The sequence below is a fragment of the Pseudomonas sp. PDM30 genome, from assembly GCF_019218985.1.
Taxonomy (GTDB): domain Bacteria; phylum Pseudomonadota; class Gammaproteobacteria; order Pseudomonadales; family Pseudomonadaceae; genus Aquipseudomonas; species Aquipseudomonas jessenii.
Genome location: NZ_JAHUWM010000007.1, coordinates 313,505 through 333,059 on the forward strand (window position 1 = coordinate 313,505; position 19,555 = coordinate 333,059).

Here is a 19,555-nt window from a genome sequence, read left to right on the forward strand (position 1 = left end):
GAACCTGAATACGTAATGCGCGCCAGTATACGCAGGCTACCCAAGTAGTTCATCCTCGAACCTTATGGGTGCCCGTGAGTCCAACCGGCATCTTCTTGATAATGGCGCGATGATGCTGCGAGTTCTAGCCTTGAGCCTTACCCTGATTTCCGGCTTCGCCCAGGCGACTGTCCTGCAACGACCGATCACATTGGATACGGGCACCGGCGAGCTTTTCGGCTCGCTGTTGCTGCCAAAATCCGACAATCGAGTACCGGTTGTCCTGATCATTTCAGGCTCCGGCCCTACGGATCGTGACGGAAACAACGCCGACGGCGGGCGCAATGACAGCCTCAAGCGCCTGGCCTGGGTGCTGGCCAAACACAACATCGCCAGCGTGCGTTACGACAAGCGTGGCGTGGCCGCGAGCCTGGCGGCGACCCCGGATGAACGCAATCTGACGGTGGAAGCTTATGTGGCCGACGCCCAAGCCTGGGGCCGGAAACTCAAGACCGATCCGCGCTTTGGCCAGTTGATCGTGCTGGGTCACAGCGAAGGCGCCCTGATCGCCAGCCTCGCTGCGCCGGATATCGATGCCGACGCGGTGATTTCTGTCTCCGGCAGCGCAAGACCGGTGGATCAGGTCATTCGCGAGCAACTGGGCAATCGCCTGCCTCAACCGCTGATGCTGCGCAGCAATCAATTGCTCGACAGCCTCAAGGCCGGGAAAACCGACGACAATGTGCCGCCACCCTTGCAGGTGATTTTCCGCCCGAGCGTGCAGCCTTACCTGATTTCCCTGTTCCGCCAGGACCCGGCCGCGGCATTTGCGAAGTTGAAGATGCCAGCACTGATCATTCAGGGCAGCAACGACATCCAGGTCGGCGTCAATGACGCAAGGCTGCTCAAGGCTGCCAAACCGGACGCCGAACTGGCGCTGATCGAGGGCATGAACCACGTCATGCGCATCGTGCCCAACGACGTCAAACGCCAACTGGCCTCCTATAAGGACCCGCAGCTGCCCCTGGCGGCGGAACTGGGCACGCGAATCCTCGGTTTTATTGACGGACTTCGCGCCAGTTAACCTCCAGTCTTGAAAAAAACGGCCGATAAGCCTTTGTCGCCAACACATTGGTTGGCGACAAGCTGAGCTTGGACAGGATCTCGCCGTTATGACTGACACCCAGACTTCACCCGACACCAGCGCTGAAAAAGACGCACCGCCAGCGGTCGAGCTGCCCTGGGCGGACCTCCACGTCGAGCACCACAAGATGCTCCGTCTGGCGCCGCTGCAGACTGACCGCAACACAGGCGGACGCCCATTGCGCTTTGTCGAGTTAGGCTATGCCGAACGCAATGACAAGACGCACAGCCTGATGCGCATGAGCATCACCCTGCCCGGCCAGCGCGTACGCAAGGAACAGAATCATCTGGACGTGTGGGTCGATCACGCTGAAAAACGCGTGCATTTCGGACCGGAAAGCGGACTGCAGATTGAACCGCTGAACCGTGGCATTGGTCGCTACTTGGCGGCCCAGGGCATCAATTGGGCGAAAAAGCGCTGGCCGACCTACACCGTCGACGGCTTTGACCTGAACAACAAGGATGCACTGAACGAAGACACCCGCCTGCGCCGCGATCATTTTTTGCGCGTGCACGGTTTCGACGTGGTGTATGCCGATGCCCAGCATTTGAAAGGCAGTGTCAAGCCGGTCAAGGTCGGCGACCTCTCTGGCGACTGGAACAGCGAAAAACTGCAGGTCGTGGAAATCCTCGAGGCGGCGCAGATGCTCCAGCAAGCCGAACAGAACCTGGCCGAGCAGGAAGTCAAACTCAAGAAACACGAAGAAAAGGTCAGCAAGTACAAACGCGAAGACGCCGGGTTGCGATTCACCATCACCTGCCTGGTGGCATTTGCGGTGTTTCAGGCGGGGTTGTTGATCTGGATTGCCACGCATCGTTGAAGGCTTGAGTTACTGCACCTTGTGGCGAGGGGGCTTGCCCCCGTTCGAGCGCGAAGCGGTCGCAAAACAGCTACCACAGACATATCTGGATAAATCTGGTGTGAGGGTTCAGGGCTGCTTCGCAGCCCAACGGGGGCAAGCCCCCTCGCCACAAATGCCCGGTCAGACGCGAGAAGCGAACAACGCCTGATGCTCACGACACTGCTGCGCGCTGAGCATGAACACACCATGGCCGCCACGCTCGAACTCCAGCCAGGCGAAGTCGACTTCCGGGTACAACGCCTCGACGTGCACCTGGCTGTTGCCCACTTCGACAATCAGCAAGCCCTTCTCGGTCAGGTGATCCGCCGCCTCGGCAAGCATGCGCCGCACCAGGTTCAAACCGTCGTCACCGCAGGCCAGGCCCAGTTCCGGTTCGTGCTGGTATTCGTCCGGCATATCGGCGAAATCTTCCGCATCGACGTAGGGCGGGTTCGACACGATCAGGTCGAAACGTTGACCCGGCAAGCCCTCGAAACCGTCACCCTGCACCGTGTACACACGCTCATCGACACCATGACGCTCGATGTTCTGATTGGCCACTTCCAGCGCTTCGAACGACAGGTCCCCCAACACCACCTCGGCATGCTGGAACTCGTAGGCGCAGGCGATGCCGATGCAACCGGAACCGGTGCACAGGTCGAGAATCCGCGCCGGCTCGGTAGCCAGCCACGGGGTAAAACGGTTTTCGATCAACTCGCCGATGGGGGAGCGCGGGATCAGCACACGCTCATCGACGATGAACGACATGCCACAGAACCAGGCCTCGCCCAGCAGATACGCGGTAGGCACCCGATCTTCGATGCGGCGCTTGAGCAAAAGCTGCAAGTGAACCACTTCGTCTTCTTCCAGATTGCAGTCGAGGTAGCTGTCGGATATTTCCCACGGCAGGTGCAACGCGCCCAACACCAATTGCCGGGCTTCGTCCCAGGCGTTATCAGTGCCATGGCCGAAAAAAAGATCCTCCCCATGGAAGCGGCTGACGGCCCAACGGATATGGTCACGCAGGGTACGAAGGCGGGAAGTGATCACGACGGCAAACTCCAGAAAAATCGACGGGGGATTCTACCAGTCAAACGACTTCACGACGACGCGGGAAAGTACCGATTCAAATGTAGGAGTTATCCATTTTTTCGCTAGGCTATTGAACAAAACGTGACTATTGACAAGGCTACAGGCCAGCAACGACGGCACCTACGATCGTAGCGATTCACAGAACCGCTCAGCCAGAGGACAATGGCGCAAAAGCCCCACTCCAAGGAGCCCCAGAATGTCTGTTCCAAAAACGATGTTTCAACTCAGCGGCCGCGGTTATGCAGCGGCCAATCTGAGCCATGCCACCCTGGTCATCATCGATGCCCAGAAAGAATACCTCAGCGGTCCCCTGGCCCTGAGCGGCATGGATGAAGCTGTCGCGAACATCAAGCAACTGCTCGCCGCTGCCCGCGCCGCCGGCCGGCCGATCGTGCATGTCCGCCACCTCGGCACCCTCGGCGGGCTGTTCAACCCACAGGGCGTAGGTGGTGAGTTCATTCCGGGCCTGGAGCCACAGAGCGATGAAACCGTCATCGGCAAATTGTTGCCAAGCGCTTTTCACGGCACCGAACTGGCACAACGCCTGGAAGACCTCGGCGCCCTTGACCTGATCGTCTGCGGTTTCATGAGCCACTCCAGCGTCAGCACCACGGTACGTGCCGCCAAGAACCTGGGCTTCCGCTGCACCCTGGTGGAAGACGCCTGCGCCACCCGCGACCTGCCTTACAAGGGCGGCGTGCTCAGTGCCGCACACGTCCATCAGACGGAAATGGCGATCATGGGCGACAACTTCGCCACCCTCGCGCTGACCCGTGAACTGATCTGATCGACGCTCAATGAGCGGCCTGGAACGCCGCTCATCCGCAAAAGCCTCCCATTTGCCGTAATTGTCTTAGCCTCAGGAACATCCCGGTCAACTCCCGGTCGAAGGGCCGATACCCATTGAGGAAGGTCGGAATGAAGTTATCCGATGGTTTTGACGCTCGCCGCTTGCGGCCCAAAGGCCAAAGCAACTGGCGTTTTCGAATCGGCGCGACGTTCGCGGCGTTGCTGGCGATGTGCGGCGTGTTGCTGGCCATGGCCGGTGCCGCCAGCCTGCTCGGCCACGCACCCGCCCTGGGTGAATTGAACACAAGCCGCACCGGTGCTGCCGTGATCCTGGCCATCGGCCTGTTCGTGCTGTACCTCGGTGTCTGGCTATGGCGCCGTTGCCGTCGTCGCTCACGGCAGTCGCGGGAGCTGGCCATGTCCCCGCACCTGATGAAAAAACACGACTGAGCCTGGCATCGCGCGCGTTTTTGTCGCGCCCGATTCGCTTCGAGTTGGGTAAACTGGCCGCCCTTCGCGGAGGCTGACATGCAAGACGACGATTTTTCCCTGTTCAAAAGCGCGATCCAAGGCGTCAAGCCGATCAAGCACGATCGCGCCGAAACCGGCAAACCCAAGGCTGACCGCGCGCAGATTGCCAAGCTGCGTCAAGCGGCCACCGTGCGCACCGAATCCACCACCGTCGACGGGCTGTCCGATCAGTTCGTCATCGACGTCGGCCCTGAAGACGAGCTGATGTGGGCCCGCGATGGCGTGCAGGAAAGCCAGATGCGCAAGCTCAAGGTCGGGCAGATTCCTTTCGAAGGCAGCCTCGACCTGCACGGCATGAGCGTGGAAAAGGCCCGGGAAACCCTCTGGGCATTTTTGGCTGAAGCTACCAAATTCGAAATCCGCTGCGTGCGCGTCACCCATGGCAAGGCTGTTCGCCTGGACGGCAAGCGGCCGATGATCAAAAGCCACGTCAACACCTGGCTGCGCCAGCATCCACAGGTACTCGGCTTCACCTCGTGCCAGGCGAAACATGGTGGTGCCGGCGCGGTTTATGTGATGCTCAAACGCACCATGATGGAAGGTCGTGACGAGTAAAGCTGACGCGTCACGCTTGCAGCGTCGTGTCCGTCACCGTACCCTTGCCCTTTGCGTAAAATCCCACAGGTAGTTTCATGTCCCTGGAACAGAATTACACGGCGATCCTCGGCCAGCTCGGCGAGGACGTTTCCCGCGAAGGCCTGCTCGACACGCCAAAACGTGCCGCCAAAGCCATGCAGTACCTCTGCCGCGGCTATGAACAGACACTGGAAGAGGTCACCAACGGTGCCCTGTTCAGCTCCGACAACAGCGAAATGGTGCTGGTCAAGGACATCGAGTTGTACTCGTTGTGCGAACACCACTTGCTGCCGTTCATCGGCAAGGCTCACGTCGCCTACATCCCGAGCGGCAAGGTCCTGGGCCTGTCGAAAGTGGCGCGGATCGTCGACATGTACGCCCGCCGCCTGCAGATCCAGGAAAACCTCAGCCGCCAGATCGCCGATGCGGTCCAGCAGGTTACCGGCGCCCTGGGCGTTGCGGTGGTGATCGAGGCCAAGCACATGTGCATGATGATGCGCGGTGTGGAAAAGCAGAATTCGACGATGATCACCTCGGTGATGCTTGGTGAGTTCCGCGAGAACGCCGCCACCCGCAGCGAATTCCTCAGCCTCATCAAGTAATTCGCGGCACGAAGAAAACCGGCGTTCATCGCCGGTTTTTTTTCGCCTGTGAAAAATCAGGTAAGCTGCGCGCCCTTATTCATTTGCACCGTGAGGCTTTCAACGTGTTCGTAAAAGCGCTTCGTGTCGGCCTTGGCCAACTGATCATCTTCATCGACTTCATCACCCGCCCAGGCAAGAAGCAGCGCCCGGCGGAAGTTCAGGCACAGGTCAATTCGGCTGCCAAGGGCCTGACGCTGTATCAATTCCACGCCTGCCCGTTCTGCGTGAAGACTCGCCGTACCCTGCGCCGCCTGAATGTGCCGGTGGCCCTTCGCGACGCGAAGAACAACGAACAGGATCGCCAGACCTTGCTGGAGCAAGGCGGCAAGATCAAGGTGCCGTGCCTGCGCATTGAAGAGAATGGCCAGACCACCTGGATGTACGAGTCCAAGGTGATCATTGATTATCTGGACAAGCGTTTTGCGGCAGCCTGAAAAATTTGGGCGGGGCTGATGCCCCCATCGCGAGCAAGCTCGCTCCCACAGTGGACTTGTGGTGTACACAAAACCTGTGGGAGCGAGCTGGCTCGCGATGAGGCCGGCACAGGCACCATAAATTTCAGACAAAAATAAGCCGGCCCATTGGCCGGTTTATTTGTATCTAGGCTGCTTTTGCGGCCTGGGCAGCACGCACCACCGCCGCCAACCGCTTGAGCCCCTCATCCAGCCGCGCCGGATCAATGTGGCTGAAGTTCAATCGCAGATACCCCGGATGGTTGTCCGGCTCGGGGAAGAACGGCTCCCCCGGCATGAACGCCACGTCGTTGGCCAGCGCGGCATTCAGCAAGGTGCGGGTGTCTTGCGGCTGCTTGAGTTTCAACCAGAAGAACAGCCCGCCCTGCGGCACGTTCCAGTCCGCCAGATCGGAGAAGTGCGTTTCCAGCGCAGCCTGAAACGCATCCCGACGCCCCCGATAAAAATCGCGCAACTCACTACGGTGTTGCTGATATTTCTCGGTGCCGATCCATTGCAGCGCCTGCCACTGGCCGACCCGATTGGTGTGCAAATCCGCCGATTGCTTGAGTTTCAACAGATGTGGAAACAGGTCCGGGCTGGCGATCAAGTAGCCGACACGCAAACCCGGCAACAGGGTTTTCGACACGGTCCCGGTATAGATCCAGCTGGCCTTCTTCAAGCGACTGACAATCGGCGTGGCGCTGCCACCGTCGAAGGTCAGCTCGCGATAAGGCTCGTCCTCAATCAGCGTCACGCCAAACTCATCAAGCAATGCCGCCACCGCGTTGCGCTTGGCTTCGCTGTAACGCACCGCCGATGGATTCTGGAATGTCGGGATCAAGTAGATGAAAGACGGGCGGTGTTGTTCCAGGCGAGCACGTAGCGCCGTCAAGTTCGGTCCGTCAGCCTCCAGCGGCACGGTCAGGCAGTCGGCGCCGAACAGCTGGAAAATCTGCAATGCCGCCAGATAAGTCGGCGCTTCGAGCAGGATTTCGGTGCCCTTGTCGATGTACAGCTTGGCGGCCAGGTCGAGGGTCTGCTGTGAGCCGCTGACCACCAGTACCTGGCTTGCCTCACATGGCACTCCCAACGCTCGCGCCTCGGCGGCCAGCGCTTCGCGCAGCGCCGGTTCGCCCTCGCTCATGCCGTATTGGCCCATGGAAACCGGCATCTCGGCCCACTCGACCTTCGGCAACATGGTTTCGGCCGGCAAGCCGCCGGCAAACGACATCACCTGCGGACGTTGGGCCGCAGCGAGGATTTCACGGATCAAGGAACTTTTAAGGCGTGAGACACGTTCGGAAAAAGCCATGGGGATCACCGGTAGCGAGGCATGTGAAAAATGAGTCAAACTTGTTGACCGAAATTACGCCTCCACGAACGGATACGTCAATATGCTTGACCTTAAAAACCCGCTTTCCCAGCAGCAAGCCATGGAAGCGTTTTTCTTCGGCTACCAGGCCTTCACCGCCAAGGCCGATGAAATGCTCGAACGTCGCGGCCTGAGTCGGGTGCATCAGCGCATCGTGTTTTTCATCGCCCGCTATCCGAACCTGAGTGTCAAGGAACTGTTGGCTTTACTCGGTGTGAGCAAGCAGGCGCTGAACATGCCGTTGCGTCAGTTGGTCGAGATGCATCTGGTGGACAGCGTCGCGTCCGAGACTGACAAGCGTAAGCGTCTGCTGGAACTGACCGATGACGGCGCTCGTTTCGAACAGTCGTTGCGCCGTGAGCAGGTGAAATTGCTGGAGCGGGTGTTTGCCGAGGCCGGGGAGACAGCGGTGAATGGGTGGTTGACGGTGAACCTGGCGTTGGGAAAAGGCCAGTTGTCGGCAGACTGAGTATTCAATCTGCTGGATTTGCAGTGGCTGAACCGACGCCTTCGCGAGCAAGCCCGCTCCCACAGGTGACCGCATTCCCCTGTGGGAGCGGGCTTGCTCGCGAAGGGGCCAGAACAGGCGATATATCCCTATTGCCAAACTTTTCGTCTACAAAATCAAAAACATTATTTGCTTTCTTTGTATACAAAAGCATAATCCACTTCGTGCGAGTTCCTGACCAAGCGGTCAACAAATTCGCAAGTACCTCAAAGGGCCGCTGCCACCCCTCTCGGATCCGGCCCTGGAAATAACAATAAAACTCTTGAGGAGTACTCGCTGTGGAAAGCCGCAAATCCGAAGCATCGACGCTGGAAATCTCGCCGCCATTACGCAATGGCTTGCTGGAACGTCTGTTCAAACTCAGCTTGCACGGCACCACGGTGAAGACCGAGCTGATTGCCGGTCTGACAACCTTCATCACCATGGCTTACATCATTTTCGTCAACCCCAACATCATGGCCGACGCCGGGATCGATCACGGGGCGGCGTTCGTCGCCACCTGTATCGCCGCGGCACTCGGTTGCCTGTTGATGGGCCTGTACGCCAACTGGCCGGTCGGCCTGGCACCAGGCATGGGGCTGAACGCCTTCTTCACCTACACCGTGGTTGGCACCATGGGCTACAACTGGGAAACCGCCCTCGGCGCGGTGTTTGTGTCCGGTGTGTTGTTCATGATCCTGACCTTCTCGCGGATCCGCGAATGGCTGCTCAACAGCATCCCGGTCAGCCTGCGCTTCGCCATGGGCGCCGGCGTGGGTCTGTTCCTGGGGCTGATCGGCCTGAAAACCGCAGGTATCGTCGTCGATAGCCCGGCGACCCTGATCAAGCTCGGCTCCCTGCGCGAACCCGGTCCGCTGCTCGCCGCCGTGTGCTTCCTGATGATCGCCATCCTCAGCTATCACAAGGTGTTCGGCGCGATCCTCATCAGCATCATCACCGTGACCCTCGCCGGTTGGGGCCTTGGGCTGGTGCACTACGAGGGCATCATGTCCGCCCCACCGAGCCTGGCTCCGACCTGGATGGCCATGAACGTTGTAGGTGTATTCAACATCAGCATGGTCAGCGTGGTCCTGGCCTTCCTCTTCGTGCACATGTTCGACACCGCAGGCACCCTGATGGGCGTTGCCCAGCGTGCCAACCTGGTGGGCGCTGATGGCAGGATTGAAAACCTCTCCCGCGCCATGAAAGCCGACAGTGCTTCCAGCGTATTCGGTGCGGTAGTCGGCGTTCCTCCGGTCACCAGCTACGTGGAAAGTGCTGCCGGTGTCGCAGCGGGTGGTCGGACTGGTCTTACCGCAGTGACCGTAGGTGTGCTATTTATTGCAGCCATGTTCTTCGCACCGCTGGCCGGCATGATCCCTGCCTATGCAACCGCCGGTGCGCTGATTTATGTAGCGATGCTGATGATGGGCGGCATGGCCCACATCGAATGGGACGAAGCCACCGACAGCATTCCGGCGATCGTTACCGCAATCATGATGCCACTGACCTTCTCGGTCGCCGACGGCATCGCGCTGGGCTTCATCACCTACGTGGCGATGAAGGCCGGTACCGGCAAGTACAAGGAAATTTCGGTGAGCCTGTGGGTGCTCTGCGCGATCTTCATCGCCAAGTTCATCTTCTTGTAAACCACACGCGGTACACGCTTGAAAACAGCCTCACCCCGTCGGGTGGGGCTTTTGTGCAAATGGAGGAAAGTGATGAGTCTGGAAACCTGGCTGCTGTTCAGCGGCGCTGCGCTGATAGTGATCCTGATCCCGGGGCCGCTGTCGTTGCTGATGATCAGCAACAGTCTGAATTACGGCCTGCGCCGCTCTTACCCGGCCTTTCTCGGCGGCGTGTCGGCATCGATCTGCCTGCTGAGTGCTTCGGCGCTGGGTCTGGGGGCGTTGTTGCTGGCGTCGGAACAGCTGTTCAGTGCCCTGAAGATTCTTGGCGCCCTTTACCTGTTCTACCTCGCCTGGCAGAGCTGGCAGCAATCGCGCCTGCCTTCCCATGGCGCTGAAGTGCCACAGGCCGCGCCGGTGCCACGCTTTCGCGCACTGTTCGGGCGTGCGTTCATGCTGGGCGCAAGCAACCCGAAAGATATCCTGTTCTTCGCCGCTTTCCTGCCGCAGTTCTTGAGTGCCGAACAGCCGTTCCTGCCACAACTGCTGGTGATGATCGTGACCTGGACCGTGCTCGACCTGCTGTGCAAATTGGCCTACGGCCTCGGCGCCCATGGTGCGGCACGGTATCTGCGCAGCGGCAAGGGCCAGAGCTGGTTCAACAGGATCAGTGCGGGGTTGTTCAGTGGTGCGGGGGCTGCATCGTTGTTGAGCCGATAACAGTTGTAGGAGCGAGCTTGCTCGCGATGGACGTTAACGATGACGCGGGCCATCTGAATGCCCGCGTTGTCTAGGCCTCCATCGCGAGCAATCGAGCGTCGACCGGCTGCTCCTACAGAAGACGAAAAAAAGCCCGCAGTGTGAGCGGGCGAAAGACCAAAGAAGCTATATGCGCAGTCGCTTCCAGGTTGCAGCAGCTGCCTGGGGGATCAGCTGCCGCGGTAGGTGGAGTAGCTGTAAGGCGAAATCAACAACGGCACATGGTAGTGATCCTGCTCGGCGGAGATGCCAAAACGCAGCACCACGACATCCAGGAATGCAGGCTCCGGCAGCTGAACGCCACGGGCGCGGTAGTAATCGCCGGCATGAAACTGAACCTGATAGACCCCGGTGCGGTAGTCATCGCCTTGCAGCAGCGGTGCATCGACACGGCCATCGCTGTTGGTTATCGCGCTGGCGACCAATTCCAGGTGCGATCCTTCAACGCGGTACAACTCGACCTTGATCGAGCTGCCCGGGCAACCGTGTGCTGCGTCCAAAACGTGTGTAGTCAAACGTCCCATTGATTCTGCGCGCCTGCCTGCGTGGAGCAGTCAGACTTCGCGCCTCCCGAAGTCAGTTGAAAAGGAGACCGCACCGATTCGGAGCACGAAAAGCTGCGGCGAGCGACTGATTAAGACACTTTTCAAAAAAATTGTACACAATAAAAACGACATTTTTCGCATGACACCCGCCATCTGCATGTTTACCGCCGATTTCCCGCCAAACCGCACCGCCTATGAACCCTTCAATCAATAATTGACCAGTCAGGCAGATTTCTTGCAGGCTCACGCCAATAGCAGTAAAAGATGACAGTCGGTGAAAAATGCGAAAAATCAGGCTTACAAAGTGAATATAAAGTTGTATACAATCAGCCCATCGCTGTGACGCAAGCCCGCCATCCCATTTTCAGCTGCGTCACACCAACCGTCATCATCGAATAAGAAGGAAGCCTGCAGTGAGCGCTGACTACCCACGCGACCTGGTCGGTTACGGCAGTAACCCTCCTCACCCCCACTGGCCGGGCAATGCCCGTATTGCCCTGTCGTTCGTACTCAATTACGAAGAAGGCGGCGAGCGCAACATCCTGCACGGCGACAAAGAATCCGAAGCGTTCCTCTCGGAGATGGTTTCAGCCCAGCCGCTGCAAGGCGCGCGCAACATGAGCATGGAATCCCTCTACGAGTATGGCAGCCGTGCCGGCGTGTGGCGGATCCTGAAGCTGTTCAAGGAATTCGACATTCCACTGACCATCTTCGCCGTGGCCATGGCCGCCCAGCGTCACCCGGACGTGATCCGCGCCATGGTCGATGCCGGCCACGAGATCTGCAGCCATGGCTATCGCTGGATCGACTACCAGTACATGGACGAAGCCCAGGAACGCGAGCACATGCTCGAAGCGATCCGCATCCTTACCGAAATCACAGGCACTCGCCCGCTGGGCTGGTACACCGGCCGCACGGGTCCAAACACCCGTCGCCTGGTGATGGAGGAAGGTGGTTTCCTCTACGACTGCGACACCTACGACGACGACCTGCCCTACTGGGAACCGAACAACCCGACCGGCAAGCCGCACCTGGTGATCCCGTACACCCTTGACACCAACGACATGCGCTTCACCCAGGTCCAGGGTTTCAACAAGGGCGACGACTTCTTCGAATACCTGAAAGATGCGTTCGACGTGCTTTATGCCGAAGGCGCCGAAGCCCCGAAAATGCTGTCGATCGGCCTGCACTGCCGCTTGATCGGCCGTCCGGCGCGTCTAGCTTCGCTCAAGCGCTTTATCGAATACGCTAAAAGTCATGAACAGGTGTGGTTCAGCCGTCGCGTCGACATCGCGCGTCACTGGCAAGAAACCCACCCGTACCAAGGGGCCGCGAAATGAGCGCCTTTCAAACATTGAAACCATCGACATTGAGCCGAGACGCCTTCGTCAAAGCCTTCGCCGACATCTACGAACATTCGCCATGGGTGGCCGAAAAGGCCTTCGACCTGGGCCAGGACACTTCGATCGACGAGATCGAAACCCTGCACCAGCGCATGAGCGACATCCTGTTGAGCGCCGATCACACCAGTCAGCTGGCATTGATCAACGCTCACCCGGACTTGGCCGGCAAAGCCGCCGTCCAGGGCCAACTTACCGAAGCCAGCACCAATGAACAGGCTGGCGCCGGTATTCACCAATGCACGGCCGAAGAGTTTTCTCGCTTCACCGAGCTGAACGACGCCTACAAAGCCAAGTTCAAGTTTCCCTTCATCATGGCGGTAAAAGGCAGCAACCGGCATCAGATCCTCGCAGCGTTCGAAACGCGCATCCACAACCCGGTCGACACCGAGTTCAAGTGCGCGCTGGCGGAGATCAACAAGATCGCCCTGTTCCGATTACTGACCCTATAGCAAGCCTGGCCCCAGCGGATTCAAGAACGCCGAAACCGCCCGGGGGCCTGGCAAGTATCCCAAGCCACTTATTTAAAGGCAGACAAGAAGAATGAAAGCTTACGCCGTACCTTTCGAGAAGTTCGTCAACCTGGCCGATGCCCGCCTGGGCACCAAAATCATCTCGGTCACCGATGACTGGTTCGCAGACGCCAACCGTCTGTTCCAACCGACCCCGGCCGTATGGAAGGAGGGCGTGTTCGATGACAACGGCAAGTGGATGGACGGCTGGGAATCGCGCCGCAAGCGCTTCGAAGGCTTCGACAGCGCAGTGATCCGCCTGGGCGTACCGGGTTCGATCAAGGGCGCCGACATCGACACTTCATTCTTCACCGGCAACTTCCCGCCATCGGCATCCCTGGAAGCCTGCTTCCTGACCGAAGGCGAGCCGAACGAAAACACCCAGTGGGTTGAAGTGCTGTCGGCCGTCGAGCTGCAAGGCAACAGCCACCACTACCACGAAATCAACAACGACCAGGCCTTCAGCCACCTGCGCTTCAACATCTACCCGGATGGCGGCGTGGCCCGTCTGCGCGTGTACGGCGTGCCGTTCCGTGACTGGTCGGCTACCGGCGACAACGAGCAAGTCGACCTGGCTGCAGCCCTTAACGGTGGTCGCGCCCTCGCCTGCTCCGATGAACACTTCGGTCGCATGAGCAACATCCTCAACCCGGGCCGTGGCATCAACATGGGCGATGGCTGGGAAACCGCGCGTCGTCGTACCCCGGGCAATGACTGGGTCATCGTCGCGCTGGGTCATGCCGGCGAAGTCGAGAAAGTCATCGTCGACACCCTGCACTTCAAAGGCAACTACCCGGACAGCTGCTCGATCCAGGGCGCGTTCGTGAAGGGCGGTACCGACAGCCAGATCGAAACCCAGTCGCTGTTCTGGCGCGAACTGCTGCCAAGCCAGAAGCTGGAAATGCACGCCGAACACACCTTCGCCGAGCAGATCAAGGCACTGGGCCCGATCACCCACATCCGTCTGAACGTGTTCCCGGATGGTGGTGTGAGCCGCCTGCGTGTACTGGGCAAGGTCGCCAAATAAGCGGTGGGACCAATCGCGAGCAAGCTCGCTCCCACAGGTTTTGTGAACGCCACAGTCCACTGTGGGAGCGAGCTTGCTCGCGATGGCGATAGAACTAACAACACAGAATTCGGATAAGAACAGCATGCGCACACTGACGATTGAACCGCTGACCAAAGAAGCCTTCGCCCCTTTCGGTGACGTGATCGAAACCGACGGCAGCGATCACTTCATGATCAACAACGGTTCGACCATGCGCTTCCATAAACTGGCTGTGGTCGAAACCGCTAAGCCAGAGGACAACGCGATCATCAGCATCTTCCGCGCCGATGCGCAGGACATGCCGCTGACCGTCAGCATGCTGGAGCGCCATCCGCTGGGCAGCCAGGCTTTCATTCCGCTGCTCGGCAACCCCTTTCTGATCGTGGTCGCGCCACTTGGCGATGAACCTGTATCAGGCTTGGTCCGCGCCTTCGTCACCAACGGCAGGCAGGGCATTAATTACCATCGCGGCGTCTGGCACCACCCGGTGCTGACGATCGAAAAGCGGGATGACTTCCTGGTGGTTGATCGCAGTGGCACAGGCAATAACTGCGATGAGCATTTTTTCAAAGAGGATGAGCGTTTGATCCTCGCCCCCCACCAATAAGAGAAGGTCTGATCACTCGACAACAGAGTGACAGGCGAGAGGTAAAGACTGTGGAAGCACATCTGTTGGAATGGCTGAACCTGAGCGTGCGCTGGGTTCACATGATTACTGGCGTGGCCTGGATCGGTGCGTCGTTCTACTTCGTCTGGCTGGAAAACAACCTCAATCGGGTCAATCCGAAAAGCGGTCTGGCCGGTGATTTGTGGGCGATCCACGGCGGCGGTATCTATCACCTGGAAAAATACAAACTGGCTCCACCGACCATGCCGGACAACCTGCACTGGTTCAAATGGGAAGCCTACTTCACCTGGATGTCGGGTATCGCGCTGCTGTGCGTGGTGTTCTACTCCAACCCGACGCTCTACCTGCTGGCTCCGGGCAGCACCCTGAGCGGTCCTGAAGGCGTGGCCATCGGCCTCGGCTCGCTGTTCATCGGTTGGTTCATCTACTCCTTCCTGTGCGACTCGGCCCTGGGCAAACGCCCTGCCCTGTTGGGTTTCATCCTGTTCGTCCTGATCATCGGCGCTGCCTACGGCTTCAGCAAAGTGTTCAGCGGTCGGGGTGCGTACCTGCACGTCGGCGCGATCATCGGCACCATCATGGTCGGCAACGTGTTCCGCATCATCATGCCGGCACAGCGCGCACTGGTTGCGGCGATTGCCGAGAACCGCACGCCGGATCCGGCGCTGCCGGCCAAAGGCCTGTTGCGTTCGCGTCACAACAACTACTTCACCTTGCCGGTGCTGTTCATCATGATCAGCAACCACTTCCCGAGCACCTACGGCAGCCAGTACAACTGGTTGATCCTGGCCGGGATCGCGGTACTGGCGGTGTTGGTGCGTCACTACTTCAACACCCGTCACGACAGCCACAAGTTTGCCTGGACCCTGCCGGTGGCAGCGGTGGGCATGATCTGCCTGGCTTATGTGTCCGGTCCGAAGCCGATGTCCAGCGCCCCTGAAGTGGCCAACGCTCCAGCGAAAATCGAATACCAGCCGCTGCCGGAAACCGCAGTGGGCGGTGGTTTGAAACCTGCTGAAGCCAAACCTGCACAAGCACCTGCTGCCGCTCCGGCTCAGGCATCCAATGCCGGCCCGGGTTTCGACAAGGTGCACAGCGTGATCCAGGAGCGTTGCACGGTCTGCCACTCGGCCAAACCAACCAGCCCGTTGTTCAGCGCGGCCCCGGCCGGGGTGATGCTGGACACTCCCGAGCAAATCCGCCAGAACGCACCGCGGATTCAGGCGCAAGCCGTCACCAGCCAGATCATGCCACTGGGCAACATCACGCAGATGACTCAGCAGGAACGTGACCTGATCGGCGCCTGGATTGTGCAGGGAGCCCAGACCAATTAATCGCTAAAAGCATCGCGGGCAAGCTCGCTCCCACAGGTTTTGCATGGCCTGCGTGGGAGCTGGCTTGCCTGCGATTGGCCGCAACGCGGTCCACCAGATTCGAATACAGCTGCCAGCAGCACTGCAGCTGTAAATCACAAGAATAAAAAGATCCGAGGTGTTGCATGTCCGAGCTATCCGAAGCGCGCATCCCCGACGCACCCGCCATTCAGCGTTTGCCCCTCTTGCAACTGATCCTGGTCGGTTTGCAACATGTTCTGCTGATGTACGGTGGTGCCATCGCGGTACCGCTGATCATCGGACAGGCCGCTGGCCTGAGTCGTGAAGAAATCGCCTTCCTGATCAACGCCGACCTGCTGGTGGCGGGTATCGCCACCATCGTCCAGTCCCTCGGCATCGGCCCCATGGGCATTCGCATGCCGGTGATGATGGGCGCCAGTTTCGCCGCCGTCGGCAGCATGGTCGCCATGGCCGGCATGCCCGGTATCGGCCTGCAAGGGATCTTCGGCGCGACCATCGCCGCCGGGTTCTTCGGCATGATCATCGCCCCGTTCATGTCCAAAGTCGTACGCTTCTTCCCGCCGCTGGTGACCGGCACAGTCATCACCTCGATCGGTTTGTCGCTGTTCCCCGTGGCTGTGAACTGGGCCGGCGGCGGTGCCAGCGCCACTCAATTCGGTTCACCGATTTACCTGACCATCGCCGCACTGGTACTGGGCACCATCTTGCTGGTGCATCGCTTCATGCGCGGTTTCTGGGTCAATATTTCCGTGCTGATCGGCATGTGCCTGGGCTATGTGCTCTGCGGCCTGCTCGGCATGGTCGACCTCAGTGGCATGGCTCAGGCTCCATGGCTGCAATTCGTCACTCCGCTGCACTTCGGCATGCCCAAATTCGAACTCGCGCCGATCCTGTCGATGTGTCTGGTGGTAGTGATCATCTTCGTCGAGTCCACCGGGATGTTCCTGGCGCTGGGCAAGATCACCGGCCAGGAAGTCTGTCCACGGATGCTGCGTCGAGGCTTGTTGTGCGATGCCGGCGCTTCGTTCTTCGCCGGCTTCTTCAACACCTTCACCCACTCCTCCTTCGCCCAGAATATCGGCCTGGTACAGATGACCGGCGTGCGTTGCCGTTCGGTGACCATCGTTGCCGGCGGGTTGCTGATCGTCTTGAGCCTGCTGCCCAAAGCCGCGTTTTTGGTGGCGTCGATTCCTCCAGCAGTACTGGGCGGCGCAGCGATTGCGATGTTCGGCATGGTCGCCGCCACCGGAATCAAGATTCTCCAGGAGGCCGACATCGGTGACCGTCGCAACCAGTTGCTGGTGGCGGTGAGCATCGGCATGGGCCTGATCCCGGTTGTACGCCCGGAGTTTTTCGCCCACCTGCCCGTGTGGATGAGCCCGATCACCCACAGCGGCATCGCCATGGCCACCCTCAGCGCGCTGACGCTGAACCTGCTGTTCAACATCCTTGGTGGCGCCGAACGCGCGGCCATCAACGACTGCCACGCCCACTAACAGGTAAAGACACGACCCCTGTAGGAGCGAGCTCGCTCGCGATGGACCCGAGAGCATCACGGGTATTCAGACAACACGCGTAATCGTTGACGACCATCGCGAGCAAGCTCGCTCCTACAGGGTTTGGGGTTGCCTGCGCCTCGCAAAAATAAAAACAAGAGGGAGCAACAGATGATTCGGACACAAACCAACCTGCTGTTGGGTGCTGGCCTGCTGGCCGCGAGTCAGGCCATGGCCGGCGATCTGCTGCTGTGGCAGACCAACAGCCTGAGCTATCTGTATGGCAAGAACTTCGCGATCAACCCGGCGATCCAGCAGACGATAACCTTCGAACACGCCGACCGCTGGAAGTACGGCGACAACTTCATGTTTATCGACAGCACCTACTACAACGGCGAGAAAGACCGAAACAAAGGCGTTCATGCCTATTACGGCGAGTTCAGCCCACGCCTCTCCTTCGGCAAGATCCTCGACCGCCGTTTCGAATTCGGCCCGATCAAGGACGTGCTGCTGGCCATGACTTACGAGAACGGCGAAGACGACACCGAGGCCTACCTGATCGGTCCCGGTTTCGACCTGGCGGTACCGGGTTTCAACTTTTTTACCCTGAACTTCTATTACCGCCAGACCGAAGGCTCGCGCCCTGGCGATGATGTCTGGCAAATCAGCCCGGCCTGGTCCTACACCCTGCCACTGGGCAACTCGAACCTGTTGATCGACGGCTACATCGACTGGGTCGTGGATAACGACCAGAACTCCCGCGGCACCTATCACGCCAACCTGCACTTCAACCCGCAGATCAAATACGACCTGGGCAAAGCCCTGGGCTGGCGCGAGAAACAGGTGTATGTCGGCACCGAATACAGCTACTGGAAAGACAAATACGGCGTCCAGGACAGCTCCCGTTTCAACACCAATGAAAACACCGCCAGCCTGCTGGTAAAGGTGCACTTCTGATGCTGCTCCGCAACCGTGCCCAAAACCTGCCGTCGGTGCGCCGTTGCGGAGCACTTGAGACCTGGCCGAGGAGTCAGTATTCTCCGCGGCCGCCCGAATCCGGTTTAAAAAAAAGCCCGGATGTAAAACCTGACCAGAAAGCCAACTTATCCCGGCTCTGGCAGGCACCAAGGCACTCCAAAACCCCTCTCAATCGACCGCTCTTGAGCCGTCGAACGGGAGTTTTTTTGCTTTTTGAAAGCCTTGGCTCAGCTCTTGCTAACAGCATTAAAGCTGACCGAATGGATGATTTTTTACCGCTACAGAAAAAGGCGCCACACCAGAGCGCCGACCTTAAAAAAATAACGTGGAACCACCTACTTTTTGGGAGCAACCGAATGAAACGTACGTGCACTAGCCTGATGCTGGCGGGATCGATGCTGGCCGGGGGCCAGGCCATGGCCGGCGATTTGCTGCAGTGGCAGAACAACAGCCTGACCTACCTGTATGGCAAGGACTTCCAGGTCAACCCGCGCATCCAGCAGACGGTGACCTTCGAACACGCCGATGCCTGGAAGTACGGCGACAACTTCTTCTTCATCGACAAAATCTTCTACAACGGCAAGGAAGACCATTTCGCGGGTGAAAACACTCACTACGGCGAATTCCAGCCACGCCTGTCGTTCGGCAAGATCTTTGACCAGAAGCTGGAGTTCGGCCCGATCAAGGACGTGCTGCTGGCCATGACGTATGAGTTCGGCGAAGACGACACCGAGTCGTACCTGGTCGGTCCTGGTTTCGACCTGGCCATTCCTGGTTTCGATTACTTCCAGTTGAACTTCTATAATCGTCACACCGAGGGTGGCCGTCCGGGTGACGATGTCTGGCAGATCACTCCGGTCTGGTCCTACACCATTCCGGTGGGTGGCTCGGACGTCCTGATCGACGGCTTCATGGACTGGGTGGTAGACAACGACGTCAACAGCAAAGGCGAGTACCACGCCAACCTGCACTTCAACCCGCAGGTCAAATACGACCTGGGCAAGGCGTTGAATCTGGGTGCCAAGCAGCTGTACGTCGGTGTCGAGTATGACTACTGGAAAAACAAATACGGTATCGAAGACAGCGAGGGCTTCAAGACCGATCAGAGCGTGACCAGCTTCCTGGTCAAGGTTCACTTCTGATCTGAAAACCTCCTGTAGGAGCGAGCCTGAACTGGTCAAGTAATCCCGGACACCGGTTACGGTGTTTATGCCGCTTTTTGCTCCATGGCTATTGGCGACAGATAGTTGTTGTAGCTGTGGAGCCTGGTGCGGTTGTAGTACATGAAGAAGCGCA

The 19,555-nt window shown here is 59.0% G+C and carries 21 protein-coding genes; 18 read left to right on the plus strand and 3 right to left on the minus strand.

From position 1 onward, the window contains the following. The first annotated feature begins 64 nt into the window (after positions 1-64). Together KW840_RS18810 and KW840_RS18815 are read left to right on the plus strand one after the other, a co-directional pair. Positions 65-1,063, plus strand: a complete 999-nt coding sequence (locus KW840_RS18810; RefSeq protein ID WP_057715750.1) for an alpha/beta hydrolase — start codon at positions 65-67, stop codon at positions 1,061-1,063. An 88-nt stretch (positions 1,064-1,151) separates the two neighbouring features. Beyond that, on the plus strand, positions 1,152-1,943 hold the full coding sequence (locus KW840_RS18815; RefSeq protein WP_218496831.1) for a hypothetical protein: 792 nt from the start codon (positions 1,152-1,154) through the stop codon (positions 1,941-1,943). A 162-nt stretch (positions 1,944-2,105) separates the two neighbouring features. On the opposite strand, the gene prmB is transcribed toward KW840_RS18815, so the two are convergent. Further along, the gene (prmB, locus tag KW840_RS18820; RefSeq protein ID WP_218496843.1) at positions 2,106-3,014 is read right to left on the minus strand and encodes a 50S ribosomal protein L3 N(5)-glutamine methyltransferase; all 909 of its coding nucleotides are present in this window, start codon (positions 3,012-3,014) and stop codon (positions 2,106-2,108) included. A 238-nt stretch (positions 3,015-3,252) separates the two neighbouring features. Between prmB and KW840_RS18825 the strand changes: the two genes are divergently transcribed. From KW840_RS18825 to KW840_RS18845, 5 genes are all read left to right on the plus strand, one after another. Beyond that, on the plus strand, positions 3,253-3,843 hold the full coding sequence (locus KW840_RS18825; RefSeq protein WP_056721821.1) for a cysteine hydrolase family protein: 591 nt from the start codon (positions 3,253-3,255) through the stop codon (positions 3,841-3,843). A 131-nt stretch (positions 3,844-3,974) separates the two neighbouring features. Further along, positions 3,975-4,295 carry a hypothetical protein gene (locus KW840_RS18830; RefSeq protein ID WP_008048404.1) on the plus strand — a complete coding sequence of 107 codons (321 nt, stop codon included), beginning with the start codon at positions 3,975-3,977 and terminating at the stop codon, positions 4,293-4,295. A gap of 78 nt (positions 4,296-4,373) precedes the next feature. Continuing rightward, positions 4,374-4,931: a Smr/MutS family protein gene (locus tag KW840_RS18835; protein WP_057715753.1), complete on the plus strand. Its 558-nt coding sequence runs from the start codon at positions 4,374-4,376 to the stop codon at positions 4,929-4,931. Positions 4,932-5,008: 77 nt separating this feature from the next. Further along, positions 5,009-5,554 carry a GTP cyclohydrolase I FolE gene (folE, locus tag KW840_RS18840; protein ID WP_007988130.1) on the plus strand — a complete coding sequence of 182 codons (546 nt, stop codon included), beginning with the start codon at positions 5,009-5,011 and terminating at the stop codon, positions 5,552-5,554. A gap of 104 nt (positions 5,555-5,658) precedes the next feature. Further along, positions 5,659-6,030, plus strand: coding sequence for a glutathione S-transferase N-terminal domain-containing protein (locus KW840_RS18845; protein ID WP_046042961.1), 372 nt, complete (start codon positions 5,659-5,661; stop codon positions 6,028-6,030). A 166-nt stretch (positions 6,031-6,196) separates the two neighbouring features. On the opposite strand, the gene KW840_RS18850 is transcribed toward KW840_RS18845, so the two are convergent. After that, on the minus strand, positions 6,197-7,363 hold the full coding sequence (locus KW840_RS18850) for a PLP-dependent aminotransferase family protein (protein ID WP_218496846.1): 1,167 nt from the start codon (positions 7,361-7,363) through the stop codon (positions 6,197-6,199). An 82-nt stretch (positions 7,364-7,445) separates the two neighbouring features. On the opposite strand from KW840_RS18850, the gene KW840_RS18855 reads away from it, so the two are divergent. The 3 genes from KW840_RS18855 (at position 7,446) to KW840_RS18865 (ending at position 10,258) form a co-directional block, all read left to right on the plus strand. Next, the gene (locus KW840_RS18855) at positions 7,446-7,892 is read left to right on the plus strand and encodes a MarR family winged helix-turn-helix transcriptional regulator (protein WP_218496849.1); all 447 of its coding nucleotides are present in this window, start codon (positions 7,446-7,448) and stop codon (positions 7,890-7,892) included. 317 nt (positions 7,893-8,209) lie between these two features. Continuing rightward, positions 8,210-9,559, plus strand: coding sequence for an NCS2 family permease (locus KW840_RS18860; RefSeq protein ID WP_090453980.1), 1,350 nt, complete (start codon positions 8,210-8,212; stop codon positions 9,557-9,559). A gap of 72 nt (positions 9,560-9,631) precedes the next feature. Continuing rightward, positions 9,632-10,258, plus strand: coding sequence for a LysE family translocator (locus tag KW840_RS18865; RefSeq protein ID WP_150812347.1), 627 nt, complete (start codon positions 9,632-9,634; stop codon positions 10,256-10,258). 209 nt (positions 10,259-10,467) lie between these two features. Here KW840_RS18865 and uraH read toward each other — a convergent pair whose 3' ends face one another. Further along, on the minus strand, positions 10,468-10,821 hold the full coding sequence (gene uraH / locus KW840_RS18870) for a hydroxyisourate hydrolase (protein WP_003223171.1): 354 nt from the start codon (positions 10,819-10,821) through the stop codon (positions 10,468-10,470). A 434-nt stretch (positions 10,822-11,255) separates the two neighbouring features. Here uraH and puuE point away from each other — a divergent pair, with 434 nt between their 5' ends. The 8 genes from puuE (at position 11,256) to KW840_RS18910 (ending at position 19,401) form a co-directional block, all read left to right on the plus strand. Then, positions 11,256-12,182 carry an allantoinase PuuE gene (gene puuE / locus KW840_RS18875; protein WP_218496852.1) on the plus strand — a complete coding sequence of 309 codons (927 nt, stop codon included), beginning with the start codon at positions 11,256-11,258 and terminating at the stop codon, positions 12,180-12,182. Further along, complete coding sequence (gene uraD / locus KW840_RS18880; protein ID WP_218496855.1) at positions 12,179-12,694, plus strand: 2-oxo-4-hydroxy-4-carboxy-5-ureidoimidazoline decarboxylase; 516 nt, start codon at positions 12,179-12,181, stop codon at positions 12,692-12,694. Before puuE ends, uraD begins: the two co-directional genes overlap by 4 nt. 91 nt (positions 12,695-12,785) lie before the next feature. Then, positions 12,786-13,781 (plus strand): allantoicase, encoded by a 996-nt coding sequence (alc, locus tag KW840_RS18885; RefSeq protein ID WP_218496857.1) that lies wholly within the window; start codon positions 12,786-12,788, stop codon positions 13,779-13,781. A gap of 124 nt (positions 13,782-13,905) precedes the next feature. Continuing rightward, positions 13,906-14,409 (plus strand): ureidoglycolate lyase, encoded by a 504-nt coding sequence (locus tag KW840_RS18890; RefSeq protein ID WP_007993087.1) that lies wholly within the window; start codon positions 13,906-13,908, stop codon positions 14,407-14,409. A gap of 50 nt (positions 14,410-14,459) precedes the next feature. Beyond that, on the plus strand, positions 14,460-15,764 hold the full coding sequence (locus KW840_RS18895; protein WP_057715761.1) for a urate hydroxylase PuuD: 1,305 nt from the start codon (positions 14,460-14,462) through the stop codon (positions 15,762-15,764). Between the two features lie 164 nt (positions 15,765-15,928). After that, complete coding sequence (locus tag KW840_RS18900; RefSeq protein WP_090453974.1) at positions 15,929-17,281, plus strand: nucleobase:cation symporter-2 family protein; 1,353 nt, start codon at positions 15,929-15,931, stop codon at positions 17,279-17,281. 171 nt (positions 17,282-17,452) lie between these two features. Continuing rightward, complete coding sequence (locus tag KW840_RS18905; RefSeq protein ID WP_218496859.1) at positions 17,453-18,238, plus strand: outer membrane protein OmpK; 786 nt, start codon at positions 17,453-17,455, stop codon at positions 18,236-18,238. Between the two features lie 377 nt (positions 18,239-18,615). Beyond that, positions 18,616-19,401 carry an outer membrane protein OmpK gene (locus tag KW840_RS18910; RefSeq protein WP_057715764.1) on the plus strand — a complete coding sequence of 262 codons (786 nt, stop codon included), beginning with the start codon at positions 18,616-18,618 and terminating at the stop codon, positions 19,399-19,401. Positions 19,402-19,555 lie beyond the last annotated feature (154 nt).

Excerpts from the sequence above, each read along its gene's own strand:
- KW840_RS18810 (WP_057715750.1), top strand. The coding sequence starts at position 65 with ATGGGTGCCCGTGAGTCCAACCGGCATCTTCTTGATAATGGCGCGATG.
- KW840_RS18815 (WP_218496831.1), top strand. The coding sequence starts at position 1,152 with ATGACTGACACCCAGACTTCACCCGACACCAGCGCTGAAAAAGACGCA.
- KW840_RS18825 (WP_056721821.1), top strand. The coding sequence starts at position 3,253 with ATGTCTGTTCCAAAAACGATGTTTCAACTCAGCGGCCGCGGTTATGCA.
- KW840_RS18830 (WP_008048404.1), top strand. The coding sequence starts at position 3,975 with ATGAAGTTATCCGATGGTTTTGACGCTCGCCGCTTGCGGCCCAAAGGC.
- KW840_RS18835 (WP_057715753.1), top strand. The coding sequence starts at position 4,374 with ATGCAAGACGACGATTTTTCCCTGTTCAAAAGCGCGATCCAAGGCGTC.
- folE (WP_007988130.1), top strand. The coding sequence starts at position 5,009 with ATGTCCCTGGAACAGAATTACACGGCGATCCTCGGCCAGCTCGGCGAG.
- KW840_RS18850 (WP_218496846.1), bottom strand. The coding sequence starts at position 7,363 with ATGGCTTTTTCCGAACGTGTCTCACGCCTTAAAAGTTCCTTGATCCGT.
- KW840_RS18855 (WP_218496849.1), top strand. The coding sequence starts at position 7,446 with ATGCTTGACCTTAAAAACCCGCTTTCCCAGCAGCAAGCCATGGAAGCG.
- KW840_RS18865 (WP_150812347.1), top strand. The coding sequence starts at position 9,632 with ATGAGTCTGGAAACCTGGCTGCTGTTCAGCGGCGCTGCGCTGATAGTG.
- uraH (WP_003223171.1), bottom strand. The coding sequence starts at position 10,821 with ATGGGACGTTTGACTACACACGTTTTGGACGCAGCACACGGTTGCCCG.
- uraD (WP_218496855.1), top strand. The coding sequence starts at position 12,179 with ATGAGCGCCTTTCAAACATTGAAACCATCGACATTGAGCCGAGACGCC.
- alc (WP_218496857.1), top strand. The coding sequence starts at position 12,786 with ATGAAAGCTTACGCCGTACCTTTCGAGAAGTTCGTCAACCTGGCCGAT.
- KW840_RS18890 (WP_007993087.1), top strand. The coding sequence starts at position 13,906 with ATGCGCACACTGACGATTGAACCGCTGACCAAAGAAGCCTTCGCCCCT.
- KW840_RS18900 (WP_090453974.1), top strand. The coding sequence starts at position 15,929 with ATGTCCGAGCTATCCGAAGCGCGCATCCCCGACGCACCCGCCATTCAG.
- KW840_RS18905 (WP_218496859.1), top strand. The coding sequence starts at position 17,453 with ATGATTCGGACACAAACCAACCTGCTGTTGGGTGCTGGCCTGCTGGCC.
- KW840_RS18910 (WP_057715764.1), top strand. The coding sequence starts at position 18,616 with ATGAAACGTACGTGCACTAGCCTGATGCTGGCGGGATCGATGCTGGCC.